General features: G+C 66.0%; 20 protein-coding genes. 13 read left to right on the top strand and 7 right to left on the bottom strand.

From position 1 onward, the window contains the following. Positions 1-72: 72 nt before the first annotated feature. Complete coding sequence (locus tag ACQKDV_RS06750; RefSeq protein ID WP_427782993.1) at positions 73-1,023, top strand: cation diffusion facilitator family transporter; 951 nt, start codon at positions 73-75, stop codon at positions 1,021-1,023. A 458-nt stretch (positions 1,024-1,481) separates the two neighbouring features. Here ACQKDV_RS06750 and ACQKDV_RS06745 read toward each other — a convergent pair whose 3' ends face one another. Then, positions 1,482-2,588 carry a DNA glycosylase AlkZ-like family protein gene (locus ACQKDV_RS06745; RefSeq protein WP_427782992.1) on the bottom strand — a complete coding sequence of 369 codons (1,107 nt, stop codon included), beginning with the start codon at positions 2,586-2,588 and terminating at the stop codon, positions 1,482-1,484. 86 nt (positions 2,589-2,674) lie between these two features. Here ACQKDV_RS06745 and pip point away from each other — a divergent pair, with 86 nt between their 5' ends. The 7 genes from pip to bla all read left to right on the top strand — a co-directional run bounded on the left by pip (position 2,675) and on the right by bla (position 10,130). Then, positions 2,675-3,631, top strand: coding sequence for a prolyl aminopeptidase (gene pip, locus ACQKDV_RS06740; RefSeq protein ID WP_427782991.1), 957 nt, complete (start codon positions 2,675-2,677; stop codon positions 3,629-3,631). 317 nt (positions 3,632-3,948) lie between these two features. Beyond that, positions 3,949-4,248 (top strand): hypothetical protein, encoded by a 300-nt coding sequence (locus ACQKDV_RS06735; protein WP_427782990.1) that lies wholly within the window; start codon positions 3,949-3,951, stop codon positions 4,246-4,248. Between the two features lie 54 nt (positions 4,249-4,302). After that, positions 4,303-7,062 (top strand): magnesium-translocating P-type ATPase, encoded by a 2,760-nt coding sequence (gene mgtA / locus ACQKDV_RS06730; protein WP_427782989.1) that lies wholly within the window; start codon positions 4,303-4,305, stop codon positions 7,060-7,062. A gap of 256 nt (positions 7,063-7,318) precedes the next feature. Next, positions 7,319-8,377: a sensor histidine kinase gene (locus ACQKDV_RS06725; RefSeq protein ID WP_427782988.1), complete on the top strand. Its 1,059-nt coding sequence runs from the start codon at positions 7,319-7,321 to the stop codon at positions 8,375-8,377. Beyond that, on the top strand, positions 8,370-9,011 hold the full coding sequence (locus tag ACQKDV_RS06720) for a response regulator transcription factor (RefSeq protein WP_427782987.1): 642 nt from the start codon (positions 8,370-8,372) through the stop codon (positions 9,009-9,011). The genes ACQKDV_RS06725 and ACQKDV_RS06720 overlap by 8 nt, the downstream gene beginning before the upstream one ends. Then, on the top strand, positions 9,008-9,154 hold the full coding sequence (locus ACQKDV_RS06715; RefSeq protein ID WP_427782986.1) for a DUF1697 domain-containing protein: 147 nt from the start codon (positions 9,008-9,010) through the stop codon (positions 9,152-9,154). The genes ACQKDV_RS06720 and ACQKDV_RS06715 overlap by 4 nt, the downstream gene beginning before the upstream one ends. Positions 9,155-9,263: 109 nt before the next feature. After that, positions 9,264-10,130, top strand: coding sequence for a subclass B3 metallo-beta-lactamase (gene bla / locus ACQKDV_RS06710; RefSeq protein ID WP_427782985.1), 867 nt, complete (start codon positions 9,264-9,266; stop codon positions 10,128-10,130). Positions 10,131-10,239: 109 nt separating this feature from the next. On the opposite strand, the gene ACQKDV_RS06705 is transcribed toward bla, so the two are convergent. Beyond that, positions 10,240-12,588, bottom strand: coding sequence for a GH92 family glycosyl hydrolase (locus ACQKDV_RS06705; RefSeq protein ID WP_427782984.1), 2,349 nt, complete (start codon positions 12,586-12,588; stop codon positions 10,240-10,242). A 690-nt stretch (positions 12,589-13,278) separates the two neighbouring features. On the opposite strand from ACQKDV_RS06705, the gene ACQKDV_RS06700 reads away from it, so the two are divergent. Then, positions 13,279-13,527 carry a hypothetical protein gene (locus ACQKDV_RS06700; RefSeq protein ID WP_427782983.1) on the top strand — a complete coding sequence of 83 codons (249 nt, stop codon included), beginning with the start codon at positions 13,279-13,281 and terminating at the stop codon, positions 13,525-13,527. Positions 13,528-13,563: 36 nt separating this feature from the next. Here ACQKDV_RS06700 and ACQKDV_RS06695 read toward each other — a convergent pair whose 3' ends face one another. Continuing rightward, entirely contained in the window at positions 13,564-13,983 is a 420-nt protein-coding gene (locus ACQKDV_RS06695) for a ketosteroid isomerase-related protein (RefSeq protein WP_427783008.1), read from the bottom strand. A gap of 59 nt (positions 13,984-14,042) precedes the next feature. Between ACQKDV_RS06695 and ACQKDV_RS06690 the strand changes: the two genes are divergently transcribed. Together ACQKDV_RS06690 and ACQKDV_RS06685 are read left to right on the top strand one after the other, a co-directional pair. After that, on the top strand, positions 14,043-14,630 hold the full coding sequence (locus ACQKDV_RS06690) for a GNAT family N-acetyltransferase (protein WP_427782982.1): 588 nt from the start codon (positions 14,043-14,045) through the stop codon (positions 14,628-14,630). After that, positions 14,627-15,496 carry a carbon-nitrogen hydrolase family protein gene (locus ACQKDV_RS06685; RefSeq protein WP_427782981.1) on the top strand — a complete coding sequence of 290 codons (870 nt, stop codon included), beginning with the start codon at positions 14,627-14,629 and terminating at the stop codon, positions 15,494-15,496. The genes ACQKDV_RS06690 and ACQKDV_RS06685 overlap by 4 nt, the downstream gene beginning before the upstream one ends. Before the next feature lie 95 nt (positions 15,497-15,591). Here ACQKDV_RS06685 and ACQKDV_RS06680 read toward each other — a convergent pair whose 3' ends face one another. Further along, a complete protein-coding gene (locus ACQKDV_RS06680) occupies positions 15,592-15,915 on the bottom strand; it encodes a thioredoxin family protein (protein ID WP_427782980.1) in 324 nt (107 codons plus the stop codon). A gap of 3 nt (positions 15,916-15,918) precedes the next feature. Continuing rightward, a complete protein-coding gene (locus ACQKDV_RS06675; protein WP_427782979.1) occupies positions 15,919-16,335 on the bottom strand; it encodes a host attachment protein in 417 nt (138 codons plus the stop codon). 567 nt (positions 16,336-16,902) lie between these two features. Here ACQKDV_RS06675 and proP point away from each other — a divergent pair. Beyond that, entirely contained in the window at positions 16,903-18,390 is a 1,488-nt protein-coding gene (proP, locus tag ACQKDV_RS06670) for a glycine betaine/L-proline transporter ProP (protein ID WP_427782978.1), read from the top strand. Positions 18,391-18,500: 110 nt separating this feature from the next. Here the strand turns inward: proP and ACQKDV_RS06665 are convergent, their stop codons facing one another. Then, positions 18,501-19,100, bottom strand: a complete 600-nt coding sequence (locus ACQKDV_RS06665; protein ID WP_427782977.1) for a hypothetical protein — start codon at positions 19,098-19,100, stop codon at positions 18,501-18,503. Between the two features lie 185 nt (positions 19,101-19,285). On the opposite strand from ACQKDV_RS06665, the gene ACQKDV_RS06660 reads away from it, so the two are divergent. Continuing rightward, positions 19,286-19,684, top strand: coding sequence for an OsmC family protein (locus ACQKDV_RS06660; protein WP_427782976.1), 399 nt, complete (start codon positions 19,286-19,288; stop codon positions 19,682-19,684). Positions 19,685-19,783: 99 nt separating this feature from the next. On the opposite strand, the gene ACQKDV_RS06655 is transcribed toward ACQKDV_RS06660, so the two are convergent. Continuing rightward, a partial coding sequence (locus ACQKDV_RS06655) for a hypothetical protein (RefSeq protein WP_427782975.1) occupies positions 19,784-19,977 on the bottom strand: 194 nt, incomplete at its 5' end.

Raw genomic sequence — 19,977 nt, 5'->3', positions numbered from 1 at the left:
GCCCGGCGGCGTAGACACGGCACGGACACCGGGCATCGCACCATCAGCACCTCCCCTCCATCCACAACGCACATGGCCGCTCCCACAGGCTCCCGCCTGGTCGTCTACGCAGCGCTGCTCGGCAACCTTGCCATCGCCGTCGCCAAATTCATCGCCGCCGGCATCTCCGGCAGCTCGGCCATGCTCAGTGAAGGCGTGCACTCGCTTGTCGACACGCTCAACGAGGTCCTGCTGCTGTACGGCCTGCATCGGTCGGAAAAACGGCCTGATACGCTGCACCCGTTCGGCTATGGCCGTGAGCTGTACTTCTGGAGCTTCATCGTCGCCCTGCTGGTTTTTGCCGCCGGTGCGGGGGTCTCGGCCTACGAGGGTGTCCAGCACATCCGCCATCCGCAACCGGCCAGCAACCACGCCCTCAGCTACACCGTCCTGGGCGTATCCATGCTGTTCGAAGGGAGCTCGTGGTACATCGCCCTGCGTGAATTCCGCCGCAGCAAGGGGCGAATGGGCTACTTCGAAGCCTTTCGGCGCAGCAAGGATCCTTCTACCTTCACCGTGCTGCTGGAAGACACTGCGGCCCTGCTCGGTCTGGGTTTCGCCCTCGTCGGCCTGTTGGCCGCGCAACTGCTGGACATGCCGGTCCTGGACGGCGTGGCGTCGTTGTGCATCGCTGCCGTGCTGGCCGTCACTGCCTTCCTGCTGGCCCGTGAAACCAAGGGCCTGCTGGTGGGGGAGCCGGCGCACCCGGCGGTGGCGCAGCGCATCATGGCCGTGGCGGTTACCGACCCTGATCTGCTGCGTGCCAATGGCGTGACCACCCTGCAGATGGGCCCCGAACAGGTGGTGGCCATGCTCAGCGCGGAATTCGAGGACGACCGGCGCACGCCACAGATCGAAGCCTGCATCACCCGAATCGAGACCGCGGTCAAGAACGAGTTTCCCGAGCTGGTAGCCCTGTTCGTCAAGCCACAGACCCCGGAAGTCTTCGCCGCACGGCAGGCGGCGCTGAAGCGGAACACCTGAAACCACCGTACAGGCGCTCACCGCAGCATGCGCAGGCGTGAAGGCCAGCCCATCGACGTCGACATCGGATTGAGGGTTCCATCACGTCCAGCCGCCTCCACTGCGGGCAGGCTGACTGCACGTTCCACAGAGACAGAGCCATGCCCAATACCGGTCGATTTTTCGTCCTGGCCCTGGACGCAGACAGGGATCCAACAGGAGGCATCGTACGGATCCGTTCAATGGCGTTGCGCTGCCAGGCATGCGGCAAGGTCAGCCGTGCTGCAGAAGCGCAGATCGCACGCCTAGACGGCGGCACAGTGCTGGCCTGCGCCCATTGCGGGGCGACCCAGGCGGTGGCCAACGCACGGCTGGAAGAATGCAATCACGGAATGGCCGGGACATTCGCTGCCTCAACACTGGGCACTTCCTTGCGACCGACAGATGGCCGTGACCATGGCTGATGCCGTGTCCACCGTTCACACCCGCCGCTGACCCTGCATGAAATCGTCCAGGCGCTGCAACTCATCATCCAGCGCGTTGCGGAACGCGACCTCCTTCGGCGCATTGCCGCTGGCATAACCGAAGCTGGGCTGAAGGACGCCTTCGCGACTGGCGACATTGGCCCAGCCAAGTACCTCACCACGCCACAGCAGCGGCAAGGCGTAGTACCCGAACTGGCGCTTGGCCGCGGGCGTGTACGCTTCAAATCTGTAGGTCCAGCCCCAAAGCAGCTCGAACCGGCGGCGGTCCCAGACAACCGGATCGAAGGGCGCCAGCAGCCGCAGCTGATCGTCGAGCCGGAAACGCCGCGAGCTCGGATTCTCGCCCACGGGCCAATACCAGCGAGTGCCGTCAGTGCAGACACTGGCCAGTGTCTGCCGGGCCTCCTGCAAGGCGCGCTGCAACGGCGCGCGCAGGTGCGGTGCACCGTAGCCGAGCAGGCGTACCAGATACACCAGGCTGGCGGCGGGCAGCGGCGCGTACTTGCGCACCACCAGGTCGACCAATGCGGCGGCGCGCTGCGCGTCAGCCGCCGCGCCCGCCGCCACCGCCGGGTGCGATGCCACGCTGTAGATGCGGGTGCCGCTGTCACGGCGCTGCACGCGCAGCATGCCGCGATAGTGCATTCCATCCAACAGGTGGGTGCTGGCATTGCTGGTGCCGCCCCAATAGTTGGCCACACGGCCATGGGCGAATGCCTGGTCGACCTCGCGCGGATGCACGCTGCCACGCGCCTGTACGAACGCCAGCACCTCGGCAGCCCTGCGCCGCGTAGCTGCGTCCCATACCCGGGACGACACCCGCGGGTGCATCAACGCCAGGTGCTCGCGCGGCAGGAAGCCATAGTTGACCAGGCAGTCTTCTTCCACCGGAAGACGTGCATAACGCCGTTCCAGATCACCGGCCCTGTAGCCCTTCACCCGATGCCGCAGGGTCAGATCCTGGGCACGGGCCGGCGCCCGGATCGGATCGGCCTGCACGAAGCCCAGGCGGCGGATGGCCGCCAACAGGGTCGTCGGCGTGAACAGCGTACGCGCCACCGCATAGCGGCGCAGGTCATCCAGGGTAGGCATGGCCTGCATTGTAGAGTCGAGCGTGCTCGACTGCGATCTGCACCGCCCGGGTGCTGGCACCGCTATGCTGCGCGTTCCTGCTTGTGAGGCCGCCCATGCGCACGCTCTATCCACCGATCACGCCCTACCGCGAACATACGATTGCAGTGGACGCGCTGCATACGCTGCATGTCGAGGAATGCGGCAATCCCGAAGGCATTCCCGCCGTGTTCCTGCATGGCGGCCCGGGTGCAGGCGTCTCGCCGGTCCATCGTCGCTTCTTCGATCCATCGCGCTACCGCATCGTGCTGATCGACCAGCGCGGGTGTGGCTGCTCCACGCCGTTCGGCGAACTCCGCGACAACACCACCGCCCATCTGGTGGAGGACATTGAAAAGGTCCGCGCACAGCTGGGCATCGAACGCTGGCTGGTATTTGGCGGCTCCTGGGGCTCCACCCTGGCACTGGCCTACACACAGGCCCATCCGCATCGCGCGACCGGGCTGATCGTGCGTGGCGTGTACCTGGGCCGGGCCGAGGAGAATGCCTGGTTCAACCAGGCCGAGGGCGGCGCCCGCTGGATCTTCCCGGAACGCTGGGCGCGCTACGAGGCCCATATTCCCGAAGACGAGCGCAGCGACCTCATCGGTGCGTACTGGCGGCGTTTGGACAGCCCGGACCAGAACACGCGTATCGCTGCCGCCATCGCCTGGCTGGGCTGGGAGGACAACGCGGCCACCCTCATGCACGAGGTGGATACCGCAACCGAGGCCGACCCGCTGGACACGTTGGCCAAGGCGCGCATCGAAGCGCACTACTTCCGCCACAATGCCTTCCTCGAGCACGGGCAGCTGCTGCGCGACATCGACCGCATCCGTCATCTACCCGGCGTGATCGTGCAGGGACGCTACGACATCATCTGCCCGGCCCGCAGCGCCTGGGAGCTGTCCTGCGCCTGGCCGGAAGCCCGGCTGGAGATGGTCCTGGCCGGACACAGCGCCACCGAGCCGGCCACCACCGATGCGTTGGTCCGCGCCACCGACGCCTTCGCCGACCGATCCGTAGGTGTGTAGAACCACGCCACGCGCGGATGCCATTCACCACGCATCGCAGGAAAGCCAGCCAAGCATGGCTCAGCTCTACAGGGTGCTGCCTATACCAACGTATAGCCACGCTTACCCACGGGCATCTAGGCCCGCGGCATCCGGGCGCAGACAATAGCGCCACTGGCCCAAGCAGGCCCCTGCCCACGGAGACGCTGATGGACCCCGACCCTGCCGGGCGCACCGCGCCCTTCGTTGCAGTTCCCTGTTCCTTGACGGCGCCTGCCGCTGGTCCCTGTCCGCTCGCGTGATGGGGGCTCCGGGCGTCGCCTGCCCGGAGAATCCCCATGCATTACAAGATCCTCTACATCAGCCTGCGCCGCCTGATCGGTGAGCGCGATGCCGCCGGCCTGCGCAGCCGCCTGCTGCAGCACGGCCCAGTCATGTTCGCCCGCTCGCTTGCGCTGGGTTCACCACGCGTCGTTGCCGATGCGCTGTCACTGCTGCCGATCAGCGAACGCATCAACGTAGTGCGCCACCTGCCCCCTTCCCTGCGCAATGCGATGAAGCCGCTGTGCATCGGCGGCAGCCAGCACCTGCACCCGCAGTCCTGGTCATCGCCGGTCCCGGCCCCGCGCCGCGCCTGAACCACGCCACTTCACGACCCGGCCGCGCCGGGTCGACACTCCGAGGACATCCCCATGAGCCTGCTCAACGCCTGGTTCAACGCCTTTCTGCGCAGCCGTCGCGCCGGCGGTTTGTTCCGCCGCCGCGCCCTGCCCGAGGCCGGCTTCGGCCGCGGTTCCGCGGAGGCCGCGCCAGCCGCGCTGACCGATGGCCTGCTCACCCTGTCCCGCCTCGACGACGCCCGCCTGCTGGCCGCACTGGACTCGCACGGCGATGGCCTCAGCGCACAGGAGGCAAGCGAGCGCCTGGCGCGTCTGGGTCCCAATGAAGTCGATCACGAAAAGCCGCTGCCCTGGTGGCGCCACCTGTGGCAGTGCTATCGCAACCCCTTCAACCTGTTGCTGAGCGTGCTGGCCGCCGTGTCCTGGCTGACCGAGGACGCCAAGGCCACGGTGGTGATCGGCGCGATGGTCCTGCTGTCCACCCTCATCCGCTTCGTCCAGGAGGGCCGTTCCAACCGTGCCGCCGAACGGCTGAAGGCCCTGGTCGGCAACACTTCGCGTGTGCTGCGCCGTAGCACCGGCACCGAGGCGGCAGACGTGGCGGGCCAGTACTTCGGTGCACATCTGCACAGCCGCGGCCCCGCACGCCTGCTTGATCTTCCGATCCGCGAACTGGTGCCCGGCGATCACATCGTGCTCTCGGCCGGTGACATGATCCCGGCCGACTGCCGTGTGCTGAGCGCCAAGGATCTGTTCGTCGCCCAGGCCGCGATGACCGGCGAATCACTGCCGGTGGAAAAGTTCGCCAGCCCCGGCGACGCTGACGCCGGTCTGATGGAACAGGCCAACCTGCTGTTCATGGGGACGAACGTGGTGTCCGGCACGGCCACGGCCGTGGTGCTGGCCACCGGCAACCACACCTACTTCGGTACCCTCGCCCAGCGCAGCACCGCCAGTGAACGTGCCCCCACCGCTTTCCAGGCCGGGGTCAACAGTGTCAGCTGGCTGTTGATCCGCTTCGCCCTGGTCATGGTGCCGTTCGTACTGCTCATCAACGGCTGGACCAAGGGCGACTGGACCGAGGCCTTCCTGTTCGCGCTGTCGGTGGCGGTTGGCCTGACCCCGGAAATGCTGCCGATGATCGTCACCTCCACGCTGGCCAAGGGCGCGGTGCTGCTGTCGCGGCAGCGGGTGATCGTCAAGCGCCTGGACGCCATCCAGAACTTCGGCGCGATGGAGGTCCTGTGCACCGACAAGACCGGCACCCTCACCCAGGACCGGATAGCGCTGGAGCGCCACACCGATGTGTTCGGCCACGACTCGGAGGACGTGCTGAAGTTCGCCTATCTCAACAGCCATTTCCAGACCGGCCTGATCAACCTGCTCGACCGCGCCGTACTCGAACATGTCGAACTGCAGAGTTCACTGCGTCTGTCGCAGGATTACCGCAAGGTCGATGAGATTCCGTTCGACTTCCAGCGCCGCCGCATGTCGGTGGTGGTGGCCGAGCGTGAGGACCATCACGAGCTGATCTGCAAGGGCGCGGTGGAAGAGATGCTGGCAGTGTGCAGCACCGTGCGCGAGGACGACATCGACCAGCCACTGGACGCGGCGCGGCTGGCGCGGGTGCGGCAGACCACCGAGGAACTCAACGAACAGGGCCTGCGCGTGGTGGCCGTGGCGATGAAGGAGACCGCGGCAAGCCAGTCGGTCTATTCGCAGGCCGATGAGTGCGGGCTGACCCTGGTCGGCTACGTGGCCTTCCTCGACCCGCCGAAGGAATCGGCCGCGCAGGCCCTGCAGGCGCTGGCCGCGCATGGCGTGGAGGTCAAGGTCTTCACTGGCGACAACGAGCTGGTCACCGCACGCGTATGCGCCCAGGTCGGGCTGGACGTCGAGGCGATCGTGACCGGGCCGCAGACCGAACGCATGGACGATGCAGCACTGTCGCAGGCCCTGCAGCGACACCGCGTGTTCGCCCGCCTTACCCCGCTGCACAAGGAACGGCTGGTCCGCAGCCTGCGCGCGCAGGGCAAGGTCGTCGGCTTCCTGGGCGACGGCATCAACGACGCCCCGGCCCTGCGCGCGGCCGACATCGGCATCAGCGTGGACAGCGCGGTGGACATCGCCAAGGAGGCGGCCGACATCATCCTGCTGGAAAAGAGCCTGATGGTGCTGGAGGACGGCGTGGTGCAGGGGCGGCGCACATTCTGCAACATGCTCAAGTACATCCGCATGACCGCCAGCTCCAACTTCGGCAACGTGTTCTCGGTGCTGGTAGCCTCCGCCTTCCTGCCCTTCCTGCCGATGCTGCCGCTGCAGTTGCTGGTTCAGAACCTGCTGTATGACATCTCGCAGATCGCCATCCCGTTCGACAACGTGGATGAGGAACTGGTGCGGCAGCCCTTGAAATGGAATCCGGCGGACATCGGGCGCTTCATGGTGTTCTTCGGGCCGATCAGCTCGATCTTCGACCTGTGCTGCTTCGCCCTGATGTGGCATGTCTTCGACGCGCGCACGGCGGCTGACCAGAGCCTGTTCCAGTCCGGCTGGTTCGTGGTCGGCCTGCTCACACAGACCCTGATCGTGCACATGATTCGCACCCCCAAGGTGCCGTTCCTGCAGAGCATCGCCGCGCCGGCGCTGCTGCTGATGACCGCTGCGATCATGGCCATCGGCGTGCTGCTGCCGATGTCCCCGCTGGCCGGCTATTTCAAGCTGCAGTCATTGCCGCTGGGCTACTGGCCGTTCCTGGTGATGATCCTGTTCGGCTACGCGGTGCTGACCACGGCGATGAAGCGGCTCTACATCCGCCGCTACGGGTGGCAGTGACGCGGGGCCGGCAGGGGCTCTGGAACGCCAGCATGGAGGAATGACCGCTTGCGGTGGTAGTGCCGGCCTGTGGCCGGCATAGCCCACCCAGGCAGACATCTGCCAAGGCATTGCCGGCATGATCGGCACCCACTGGTAGCGCCGGGCCATGCCCGGCGAGTGCGCAGCACGGCCGGCCGCCAGATCCGCCGTCCATGGCCCGGCGTCACCCTGCCGCTTATCATCCCCCCAACCACCCGCCAGGGAGCTGTTCCCGATGCCCTCGCTGTCGCCCCGCCGCCCGCTGGCGCTGCTCGCCCTGATCGTGGTGGTGACGGCGATCTTCCTGCTCGACACGCTGACCGATTACGCCGTGGCCGCGGCGTGCTTCTACGCGGCCGTCATCCTCGCCGCGTCGCGGCTGCTACCGCCGCGCGGGCTGCTGCTGCTGGCCGCGGCGTGCATCGCGCTCACCGGGCTGAGCTTTTTCCTCACCCGGTTCGGCACCTATCGCATCGGCCTGGTCAACTCGGCCATCGGCATGCTGGTCATCGGCGTCACGACCTGGCTGGTTCTGAAGATGGAGGCCGCCAAGGCCGCGGTGGAGGAAGCCCAGGCCCGCCTGCTGCGCGTCGCACGGGCCTCGACCGTAGGCGAGCTGACCACTTCCATCGCCCATGAGGTGAACCAGCCGCTGGCCGCCATCGCCAGCAGCGCCGAAGCCGGTCAGCGCTGGTTGGCGCAATCGCCCCCGAATGTCGACAGGGCGCTGCAGGCCATCGCACGCATCCTGGCTGACGCGCATCGCGCCAGTGACGTGATTGCCCGCATCCGTGGACTGACCCAGGGCGCCGCACCGGAGCGCCGCGTCTTCGATCTGAACCAGGCCGTGCAGGACATGCTCGCACTCTCGCGCAGCGAACTGGACCAGCACCAGGTGGACGTCGCGCTGCTGCTGGATGCCGACCTGCCGCCAGTCTTCGCTGATCCGGTGCAGGTGCAGCAGGTCATCGGCAACCTGCTGCTGAACGCCGTGGACGCAATGGCCCAGGTACCCGCCGGCGAACGCAGGCTGTCGCTGTTGACCGCACGCGATGGACACGGCAGGGTCAGCCTGAGTGTCCGTGACCGTGGCCAGGGCCTGCCCCACGAACAGACCGACCGCGTCTTCGATGCGTTCTGGACGACCAAGGACCACGGGCTCGGCCTGGGCCTCAGCCTGAGCCGTTCGATGATCGAAGCCAATGGCGGCCGTATATGCGCCACGCGCGCGGCCGGTGGGGGAGCCTGTTTCACGTTCGAACTGCCGGCCGCCGGCAAGGATGACCATGCGTAAGCCGGTGACACCGTCGGCCGAACCGGCACCCATTGTCTACGTCGTGGACGACGATGCCTCCGTGCGCGCGGCGCTGGAAGATCTGCTGTCCTCGATGGGCCTGCGGGTGCGCGCCTTCGCGTCCACCCAGGCCTTCCTCGACCACGCGCGTGACGACGCACCGGCGTGCCTGGTGCTGGACGTGCGCATGCCCGGCCAGAGCGGCCTGGATTTCCACCGCAGCATGGCCAGCCTTGGCCTGCAGCTACCGGTGGTGTTCATCACCGGCCACGGCGATATCGCGATGGGCGTCAACGCGATCAAGGACGGAGCCATCGAGTTCCTGACCAAGCCCTTCCGTGACCAGGAACTGCTCGACGCCATCCACAAAGGCATCGCACTGGACCGCGGGCGCCGTCGTGAGGGCGAAGCGCTGGGCGAACTGCAGGCGCGCTGGCAGACGCTCAGTGCCGGTGAACGCGAGGTGGTCGACGGCGTCGTGCGTGGGCGCCTCAACAAGCAGATCGCCGCCGATCTGGGCGTCAGCGAGATCACGGTAAAGGTGCGCCGCGCGCAGGTGATGCGCAAGATGGAAGCACGCAGCCTGGTCGATCTGGTGCGCATGTACGACCGATTGCAGGCGGCTGCGCCATGAGTGCCTACGTGGCCCCGCTGCGGGCGGTCAAGGTGAGCGGCACCGGCACGCTGCCCATGGCCCAGCTGGTGGCGATGACCGCTGCACTGGGCTTAAATTCCATCCACACGCACCGCTGCTGCCGGGATCATGCAAGCGCCTGATCGGTGAACGAACCAACCATCGCGCTTATTGCAGCCATGAGCAATACGCGAAACGCGTCAAGAACCGGCCGTGATAGCGTCCTTGCACCTACCCGAGCGACCGTTCCGCATGCGCCTGCTGCCACTTGCCCTGCCCCTTGCCACCCTTGCTACCATCGTGACAACCACATTGCCGACGGCCGCCCACGCCGCCGAAACGGTGCTGCCGCAGCTGAAGGCCTATACGGTTGATGCGTCGTGGCTGCGGCCGATTGCCCCGTTGCAGATCGCCGACCATACCTGGCAGATCGGCACGGCCAACCTCACCGCCCTGCTGGTGCAGACCCCGCAGGGCGCCGTACTGCTGGACGGTGGCATGCCGCAGATGGCCGATCACCTGCTGCACAACCTGCAACTGCGCGGGGTGGCCCCCGCCGACCTGCGCGTGATCCTGCTCAGCCACGCCCATGCCGACCACGCCGGGCCCGTGGCAGAACTCAAGCGGCGCACTGGCGCGCGGGTACTGGCGAACGCCGAGACTGCGGTGCTTCTGGCCCGTGGTGGCAGCGACGACCTGCACTTCGGCGACCGCTTCGCCTTCCCGCCGGCCCAGGTTGATCGCTTCATCATGGATGGCGAAACCGTCGACGTCGGCGGCATCCGCTTCACCGCCCACTTCATGCCCGGGCACACGCCCGGCAGCACGGCCTGGACCTGGACCGACACCCGCAACGGCACGCCGATACGCATCGCCTACGCCGACAGCCTCAGCGCGCCGGGCTACACGCTGCAGGACAACCCGCGCTACCCGCACCTGGTCGAGGACTTCCGCCGCAGCTTCGCCACCGTGCGCGCGCTGCCGTGCGATGTGCTGCTGACCCCGCACCCGGATGGCAGTGGCTGGGACTATGCGGCGGGTGCAGCGGCCGCCGCCAAGGCAAAGACCTGTGGTGAATATGCGGATGCCGCAGAGCAGAAGCTGGACCGGCTTCTGTAGAGTCGAGCCATGCTCGACTGTTCTCGCGCAGCCGAGCATGGCTCGGCTCTACATAGGGCAACGGCAGTCGAGCAAGCTCGACGCTACCGGTTGCGGCACGGCGCCACCGTTACGGCTTGGACATCGAATACGGTACCTGCGCACCCTGCCCCGGCCATGCCTTGTTCGGTTCGGCCTGCATGGTGAAGCTCAGTTTGCCACCGGCCAGGATCTCATCGTGGCGCAGGAAGGTCCGCTGCAGCGGCTTGCCATTGAGGCTCACGCTGCCTACATAGGTGTGCGTGTCGTCCAGGCCATTGGCCACGATGGTGAACGTCTTGCCATTGGGCAGGCGCATCGCGGTCTTCGGCAGGAATGGACGGCCGAGAATGTACTCGCCCGAACCCGGCGCCACCGGGTAGAACCCAAGCGCGGTGAACACGTACCACGCCGACATCTGGCCCACGTCATCATTGCCGGCCAGGCCATCGGGGCGATCAGCGTACTGCGTGTCCATGATCTGCTTCAGGCGGGCCTGGCTGCGCCACGGCTGCCCCGCGTACGAATACAGGTAGGCCACGTGGTGGCTGGGTTCGTTGCCATGCGCATACCAGCCGATCAGGCCGGTGATGTCTTCCATGTGTTCGAAGATGGACGGATCGACCTTGGCGTTGAACACCTCGTCCAGCCGCGCCAGCAGTTTATCGCTGCCACCATGCGCGGCCGCCAGACCGGCCACATCCTGCGGTACATACCAGGAATACTGCCAGGCATTGCCTTCGGTGTAGTCGGTGCCGTACCCGCTGGCGCTCGGGTCGAACGGGGTGCGGAAGCTGCCATCGCGCTTGCGTGCGCGCATGAACCCGGTGTCCTTGTCGAAGGCATTGCGCCAGTTGCCAGCGCGCTTGTCGAAGGTGGCGGCCACGTCCTGCTTGCCCATCGCCTGCGCCATGCGCGCGATGGTCCAGTCGTCGTAGGCGTATTCCAGCGTCTTGCTGGCCGCCTCGCCTTCCTCGTCAATCGGCACGTAGCCCAGCTCGCGGTACTGCGCGATACCATCGTAGGGGCCGTAGTTGGCCGTTTCGACCATCGCCTTCAGCGCCTTGTCCGCGTCGAAGCCACGGATGCCCTTCACGTACGCATCAGCAATGACCGGCACCGCGTGGTAGCCGATCATGCACCAGTCTTCCAGGCCATGGAACGACCACACCGGCAGCATGCCGTAGGGGCTGTGGTCGTGGTGGGCCAGCATGGAATTGATGAAATCGCTGTTGCGCTTTTCCGGCTGCACCAGGGTCAGCAAGGGATGCAGGGCGCGGTAGGTATCCCACAGCGAGAAGGTGGAATAGTGGGTGTAACCCTCTGCCCTGTGCACGGCATTGTCAGCGCCGCGGTACTGGCCGTCGGCATCCATGAACAGCGTCGGGCCCAGCATCGTGTGGTACAGCGCAGTGTAGGCGCTGCGGCGTGCGTGTTCGGGCGCGTCGATATCCAGTACCGACAGTGCCTGGGTCCATTCCTGCTTCGCCTGCGCACGCACACGATCGAAATCGAAGTCGGCTACTTCAGCATCCAGGTTGGCGATGGCGCCGGCCTCGCTCACCGGAGAGATCGCGACCTTGACGATCAGCGGCGCGTCCAGCGTGCCGAAGTCGAAGGTGCCCACCAGCTGGCGGCCCTCGATCTGCGCACGCTGTGCTGGGTCTTTCTCGCCCGGGGGCGCAAAGCCCTTGTAGACGATGTCCTTCTCGGTGCTGTGCAGCTCGTGCCCGGTAAGCGGCCGCGAGAAGCGCATCGCAAAGTACAGCTGGCGGCCCGCTGCCCAGCCCCGCGTTTCACGGAACCCGGTAACGGTACCGTCATCGCGCACACGCACGCGCGACCACAGGATCTTGCCCGGGTAGTCGTACATGCTGGTCCGCATGTCCAGCAGCATCTTCGCGGCGGTACCCTTGGGGAAGGTGTAGCGATGCACGCCCACGCGCTGGCTGGTGGTCAGTTCGGCGCGCACCTTGTAGTCATCCAGCGTGACCGCGTAATAGCCCGGCTCGGCCTTCTCGTCGTCATGGCGGAAGCGCGAGGCATAGCCACTGCGCGGCTTTTCCGGGTCGCCGCGTTCCAGGCCGGGATCCCCGGTGAAGGGCATCACCAGGATGTCGCCCAGATCGGAATGGCCGGTGCCGGAAAAATGCGTGTGCGAGAAGCCGACAATGCTGCTGTCGTCGTAGCGGTAGCCGGCTGCCCAGCCATAGGCCTTTTCGCGCGGCTGGATGCGCGTGTCCGGGCTGAGCTGGACCATGCCGAACGGCACGGTCGCACCGGGGTAGGTATGCCCTTCCCCACCGGTGCCGATGAAGGGGTCGACCGAGGCGTAGGCCTTGTCGGCGGCAGACTTCGGGGGGGCGGCCGTGCCGGCGCCGGAGGCGAGCATGGCAGTAGCGGCGAGGGCGATCAGGAGGCGACGGTCCAGCAGGGGCATCGGCGTTTGGATCGATTCAGGTGGTGATCGGATCGTAGCACCCGGTCTATGCCTGCACACGCTGCGCTGCAACTGAACAGATGTAAACGCGACGAGAATTGTCGCTTTCATATGCAACTTTTTGTATTCACCACCCTCGCTCTGGAAGACAGACTGGCCCCACCTGCTCTTCAAGCGGCCGTTTCCAACCGGATCATGCCGGTGAAGTTCGCCGCGATCAGTAACGGTGCCTCGCGCCAGTACAATAAAACTGGGGTGCAGATGCGACGTTTTCGGCGTTTTTTCGCGGCCCTGAGCTATGAGTCGGCGGTCGGTTCTCCCGCGGTGGGTGAGCGCCCGCAGGTAAGCAGAGTAGCGTGCGCCGGGTGCATCACGTCTTGACGTGACACATTCGGGCCGCTCGCGGGGCTGTACGTGCAAAGGCTCTTGGCAGCGCGGTAAATGAGGCAACGCGATGATGAAAAAGAATCTGGATCCGCCGCGATGGCAGGGTGCAGGATGGCCGCGCAGTTGCGTAACCGCTGCCGGGCGTGGAACCCCGAAATGAACTACCAGAGCTGCTTGCCGTGACTACGGCGGGCGGTGCGCGGCGGCCGTATGGCCCACCGGCTTTCTCTGGTAGTTCAGCCGAAGTTCCAACCGCGCATCGCCTGCCACCTACGGGTGGCCCACTCTCCCAGGAGCCATCGCATGTCCGCTGAAACACCCCGCATTACCGCCGAAGTGGAAGCGCTGTTTTTCCGGCTGGAACACGCTCTGTACACCGCTGAAGGCATGGCCACCATGATCGGCGAGAACGAACCGCCAGTCCCGACCGCACATGACCGGCCGGGCTACAACGTACACAAAGTCAGCGCGGCCATCATTGCCCTCAGCCAGCGTGGCCGCCGGCTGCTGGGGGAGCTGCGGGCGCACCACGGCCCCATGACGTTGCATTGAAGTGTGGCAGGTAGCGTCGAGCTTGCTCGACGCTACTCAGCGGCTGACCGCGTCGATCCAGTGCGGCAGGTTGTAGTAGTTGGTGATGCGCGCAACCTTGCCATCACGGATATCGAAGAACGCACCCGCCGGCAGCACATACGGCTGGCCATGGGCTTCCGGCAAGCCTTCGTCGGTGGCCAGGTACTGGCCGTTGACAATGAACTCCGCAGCGCCACGGCGGCCATCGGCACTGCCGAACACCACGATGTCGGTCAGCTGCTCGCGGTAGGAACGGGCCATTTTCTGGCAGAACGCGCGGAACGCCTCCTTGCCGACCTCGCGGCCGCCCTGGTTGATGTCATGCACCACGTCGTCGGTCACCTGGGCGACGAACGCCTCGATATCACCGCTGTTGAAGGCGTCGTAGTAGGCGCGGATGACGTCGGTGGCACTCATGAGGCGGTCCTGGGGGATGGGCGGGCCGGGAAGCATAGCCTATACTCACCCCCAGTATCCATGGGGCAGCAACGAACGTGCGCATCACCACGCTACAAGGGCCGGCGGCGACCCCGTACCTCGATGATCTGGCGCGCCTGCGCATCCGTGTGTTCCGCGATTTCCCCTATCTGTACGAAGGTGACCTCGCCTACGAGCGCGACTACGTCTCCACCTACGCAGCGGCAAGCGGCAGCATCATCGTGCTGGCCCAGGACGGTGATCGTGTGGTCGGTGCCTCCACCGGTATTCCCATGCGCGAAGAGACCACTGAATTCCAGGCGCCCTTCCTCGGCGGTGACTGGGACCCGCAGCAGATCTTCTATTTCGGCGAATCCGTCCTGTTGCCCGAGTACCGCGGCCAAGGCGCGGGCGTGCGCTTCTTCGACGCCCGCGAGGCGCACGCGCGCCAGGCCGGCTTTTCCCTGTGCTGCTTCAGCGCGGTGCTGCGCCCACTGGACCACCCGCTGCGCCCCGCCGGCTACCAGCCGCTGGATGCGTTCTGGCACAACCGCGGCTACGTCCACCACCCCGAACTGAGTACCACCTTCACCTGGCGAGACGTCGGCCAACACGAAAAGAGCGCCAAGCCAATGTCCTTCTGGCTGAAGGAACTGCCGGCATGATCCGCTTCGCAGCCAGCCAGTACGCCATCGAGCTGATCGAACAGTGGGACGCGTACGCCGCACACCTGGACGCCCACGTTGCCGAAGCTGCAGCGGCCGGCGCGCAGCTGGTGCTGCTGCCCGAATACGCGGCGATGACCCTCACCGGGCAGTTGCCGCCTGCCGAACGCAGCGACCTGGCGGCGTCCATCGCGGGCATCCAGCCGCTGCTGCCGCGCTGGCAGGCCCTGTGTGCGCAGACCGCGCGGCGCCATCGCGTCTGGTTCTGCCCCGGCTCGGCGCCGGTGCTGGACGATGATGGGCAGTACCGCAACCGCGCGTTCCTGTTTGGCCCGCAGGGGCTGCTGGGCCATCAGGACAAGCTCATCATGACCCGCTTCGAGCGCGAGCAATGGAACATTGCCGGTGGCCGCGAGGGACTGCGCACCTTCGACACGCCGCTGGGCAGGCTCGGCATCCTGATCTGCTACGACACCGAATTCCCGATGCTGGCCCGGCAACTGGCCGAGGCGGGTATCGACCTGCTGCTGGCCCCCAGCTGTACCGATACCGAGGCCGGCTATTACCGGGTACGCATCGGTTCGCAGGCGCGGGCACTGGAAAACCAGCTGCCGGTGCTGGTGTCGGCCACCGCCGGCATGGCCCCGTGGAGCCCATCGGTGGATGTGAACTTCGGCCGCGCCGCATTGTATGTCCCTGCCGACCGTGGCATGCCGGCCAATGGCGTGCTGTGCGAGAGCGAGCGCGTGTTCACCGAGGAAAGCCGCTGGCTGATCGGCCAGATCGACGCGGCTGCGGTTTCGGCCGTGCGCCACAACGGCCAGGTGGCGCTGTACCGCGATTGGCCCGAACAGTTCGGCAGGTAGCGCCGAGCTTGCTCGACTGGTTTTGCTCTTTGCGAATCGCGAAAAGAGCAGCCAAGCGTGGGCTCGGCTCTACATTTCAACAGTATCCGCCAGGATTACGTTGGCAGCGCGGCCAGCAGCGTGGATAGATCGGCGCTCTCCACCGGCCGCACAACGCGCGCCACCTCCTCACCATCACGCAGCAGCACCACGGTCGGCCACAGCTTCACCTGGAACGAGCGCCCCAGTGGCTTGCCCTTGCCATCCTCGATCTTCCAATGCGGAAGATCATGCGCGTCCACGAACTGCTGCAGCGCCGGTTGTGCAGCTTGGCAGTGGCCACACCACGGCGCGCCGAACTCGATCAGCAGCCAGCCGTCCTGCATATCAACGTCGCTGCGGGCCGGCTCGACGGCCTGGTGGTCGCGCATGAAGGGCATGGGCTACGCCGCCAGCGCGCGCTGGATGTCTTCCAGCGGTGCATTGGTGAAGTTCTTCGCCAGATCATCCAGCAGCCGCGCCTGCGTTTCCTTGTGCAGCAGTGGCCGGATGCGGCCGAGCGTGATCGGGTCGGCCACAAGAATCAGATGCGAATAGCGGTTCTTCAACGCATCTTCATTCAACTGCTCGGCAACCTGCTTGGCGAAGGTTGCCTCGTTGAGCTGGGAAATGGACATGTCCTTCGGCACCGCTCCTGAAGGTCCCTGCCCCGATACACCCTGCTCGCTGATGTCCTGCAGGCGCAGCTCGCCCTCCTGCTTAAGCGTCAGCTGATGATCGCTGCCAACGTTGATGAATACACGGGCTGAGCCACCATCGGTGACGACGACAAGCGTACCTTCGGGAATGCGACGGGTCATGTGATGCTCCGGTTGCGTGGGTTCCCCAACACCGTAAGGACTGCGGTGTGAGCGGTGCGCCCAGACTGCGTTCACGGCATGTCAGTGCAGCGCGCGCATGAACAGGGATGCCAGAACACAGTGTCCGCTGCTGCGGGGGTCGCTTCACGTTCACGCTGTAACCGTTATCATGACCTGATGATCGACACGACGTACTACGTGGCAGGCATGCCTGTTACGTGGGGAGCACGGCCGACCGGCGTACCGCTTGCCACATCCGCTCCCACCCCGTCATTCCTCCGCCGCATGCCGGATCCGGGTGGATGACGCCGCGCAGGCTTTGAGCGCCACAGCGCTTATCGCTTTGCTTCCTGCCTGATCCGGCCAGGCTGATGTCGATCTCCACCGTCTTTCGCCCATCCCGGGCCGGATTTCCGTGGGTGGTCGTCTCCCGCATGCCCTGGTCCAGCGTGGACCGCCCGCTTCGACGCCCCTGCGCCAGTTGCGCCAGCGTCGCCGTTTCCGATTACCGGGACACACCACACCGTCAATTCCGCACTTCCATCCAATAACAGAAAGGACGTCCCCATGCAGGACACCCCTGATGCCCACGCCCATTTCGGTTGGTTCAAGCGCCGCCGCCATCTGAACGTCGACGAGATCACCGTCGTCGACAAACCCATGCTCAAGCGCGCCGTCGGCGCCGCCGCGCTGGGCAACGCAATGGAATGGTTCGACTTCGGTGTCTACGGCTATCTTGCCGTGACCATCGGCCAGGTCTTCTTCCCCTCCAGCAATCCCACCGCACAGGTGATCGCCGCGTTTGCGACCTTCACCGTGGCCTTCCTGGTTCGCCCACTGGGCGGGCTGGTATTCGGCCCGCTGGGTGACCGCTACGGGCGGCAGAAAGTACTGGCCTTCACCATGATCCTGATGGCACTGGGCACGTTCGCCATCGGCCTGATTCCCTCTTACGAGCGCATCGGCATCTGGGCACCGGTCCTGCTGCTGCTCGCCCGCGTCGTGCAGGGCTTTTCCACCGGCGGCGAGTACGGCGGCGCGGCCACCTTCATCGCCGAATACTCCACCGACCGCAACCGCGGCCTGATGGGCAGCTGGCTGGAATTCGGCACACTGGGCGGCTACATCGCCGGCGCCGGCACGGTCACTGCGCTGCACATGATGCTCACCAGCGAGGACATGCTGGACTGGGGCTGGCGCATTCCGTTCCTGGTGGCCGGTCCGCTCGGCCTGCTCGGCCTGTACATGCGCATGAAGCTGGAAGAAACGCCGGCCTTCCGCGCCTTCGCCGAAGAAGCCGAGAAGCGTGAGCATGACCGCCCGGGCCTGGCCGACCTGTTCCGCGTGCACGGCCGCCAGCTGCTGGTGTGCATGGGCCTGGTGCTGGTGTTCAACGTCACCGACTACATGCTGCTGACCTACATGCCCAGCTACCTGAGCGTGACCATGGGCTATGCCGAAAGCAAGGGCCTGCTGCTGATCATCATCGTTATGCTGGTGATGATGCCGCTGAACATCGTCGGCGGGCTTTTCAGCGACAAGCTGGGCCGGCGGCCGATGATCATCGGTGCCTGCATTGCGCTGCTGGTGCTGGCCGTGCCCTGCCTGCTGCTGGTGGGCAGCGGCAATGACGGGCTGATCTTCCTCGGCCTGATGCTGCTCGGCCTCGCGCTGGTGTGCTTCACCAGTTCGATGCCGTCCACCCTGCCCGCCCTGTTCTATACGCCGGTGCGCTACAGCGCACTGTCGATCGCGTTCAACGTATCGGTCTCGCTGTTCGGCGGCACCACGCCGCTGGTCACCGCCTGGCTGGTGGAGCGCACGGGCGATCCGCTGGTGCCGGCGTATTACCTGATGGGTGCGGCGGTCATCGGCCTGGTGACCATGCTGTTCGTGAAGGAAACCGCCGGGCTGCCGCTGCGCGGTTCACCGCCGGCCGTGGCCAGCGACAAGGAAGCCGCCGCCCTTCTGAAGAGCGATGTGCCGGTGACCGTGGACCCGACCCTGCCGCCGCTGCCTGAGGCGAGTGACGGCCAGACGCCAAAGCCGGCCTGACGGCCGAGTGGCAACCGCTGGCGCCGGGCATGCTGATACTGCCCGGCACCAGCATCGTAGAACCGAGCTTGCTCGACGGCGGTTGTTGGATCAGTCGAGCAAGGCCGACTCTAAGGCTCCTGCCGGGTCAGCTTGCCGGGCGTCCAGTGCAAGGTCCACTCATATGCGCCCTCCGGCGGGCAGACGTGGCGGAAGTCGCGCGGGATCTCGCAGACCGTCGCGCCCGCAGTGACGATGAAGCTGACAATGATGCGCTTGCCTTCGATGCGGATGGACTGCACCGCCCCTGGAATCTGCAGGCCAGCATCATTGGCGTAGCCGGATTCGCGGATGGCCGCATAGTCTTCGGCCTCCATCCGCGCCAGGCTCTTAGGATTTTCCTTGCCACGTGGATCATCCGGCGTCAGTGCGGTCATCACCGCGATCACGTTGCTCTGAGCAAACGAGCCACCGCTGTAATTGGACGTATAGAAGTAAACAATCTCGGAACGGCCATCGCCATCCAGGTCGGCCACACCGGTCCACGCCGGGCGGAAATCAGATTCGATATCATCGCCCGGGATGCGCTGCAACGATGCCTCGGCCGCCTTCAGCGCCTGCACCAGGCTGGGCGGCGTGGGAGGCGGCGGGGCTGGCGCCGCCTTGAGGGGCAAGGCCAGTGCGGCCACAACCAATGCTGGGAGTGCGTGGGCAAGGTGACGCATGTTCATGGTGTCCTCCGTGACAGATGTATGTAGATGCCGGGTGGCAGTCGGGCAAGCTCGACCCTGGTCTGTGGCTCTGCCACGTTGGATCATTGCACACACCGCGTGGCATCCCTCGTCGACGGCATGCATATGCCCAGCGGATCGCGGAGAATGAAACGGAATTCACATCCGTCGTTTTGGAGCCTCCCATGGCCTACGCCCGCATCACCTCCACCGCCCACAACTACCTGCATCACGTCAGCAACGGCACCTTCAGCGTCGATGCCGACGAGCCCGCCAGCCTGGGTGGCCAGGGCCGTGGATTCACTCCCTTCGATCTCTACCTTGCCTCGCTTGCCTCATGCACCGCCATCACCCTGCGCATGTATGCCCAGCGCAAAGGCTGGGAGCTGGGCGAGTTCCAGGCCGAACTGCGCTCCGAGCGCGACCAGGACGGCCGCCTGCACGTGCACCGCGTGCTGCACGCCAGCGCCGGACTGAGCGATGCTCAGTGGTCGCGGCTGCTGGAGGTGGTGGAAAAGACCCCGGTCACCCTGGTGATGCGTGAAGGAGCACGCATCACCAGCGAACGCGCCCCGGCCGCCTGAGCACTGCGCCCACAGGGGATGGCCCGGCGACATCCCCGGACCGGCAGCCCCGGGATGTGCTTGGACGTGGCGGGGTGAAGCGCTACCGCTGCGGCGCCGTCATCCTGCGCTGCTCGATGCCAGCAGGCACAGGCTGCGGGCGGGCAGCGTCCACTGCCCCTCCTGGTCCATCTCCATCGGAACTTCGGCGGTCTGCAGCACCACGCGACGGAACGACAGCGTCTCGTCGGACGGCCTGAACCGCTGTTCCTGGTCGCTGGGGTTCAGCAGCAGGGCCAGACTGACATGGCGCC

The sequence above is a fragment of the Stenotrophomonas sp. NPDC077659 genome (assembly GCF_050268705.1).
Taxonomy (GTDB): domain Bacteria; phylum Pseudomonadota; class Gammaproteobacteria; order Xanthomonadales; family Xanthomonadaceae; genus Stenotrophomonas.
This window is presented reverse-complemented; position numbering and strand designations above follow the sequence as displayed.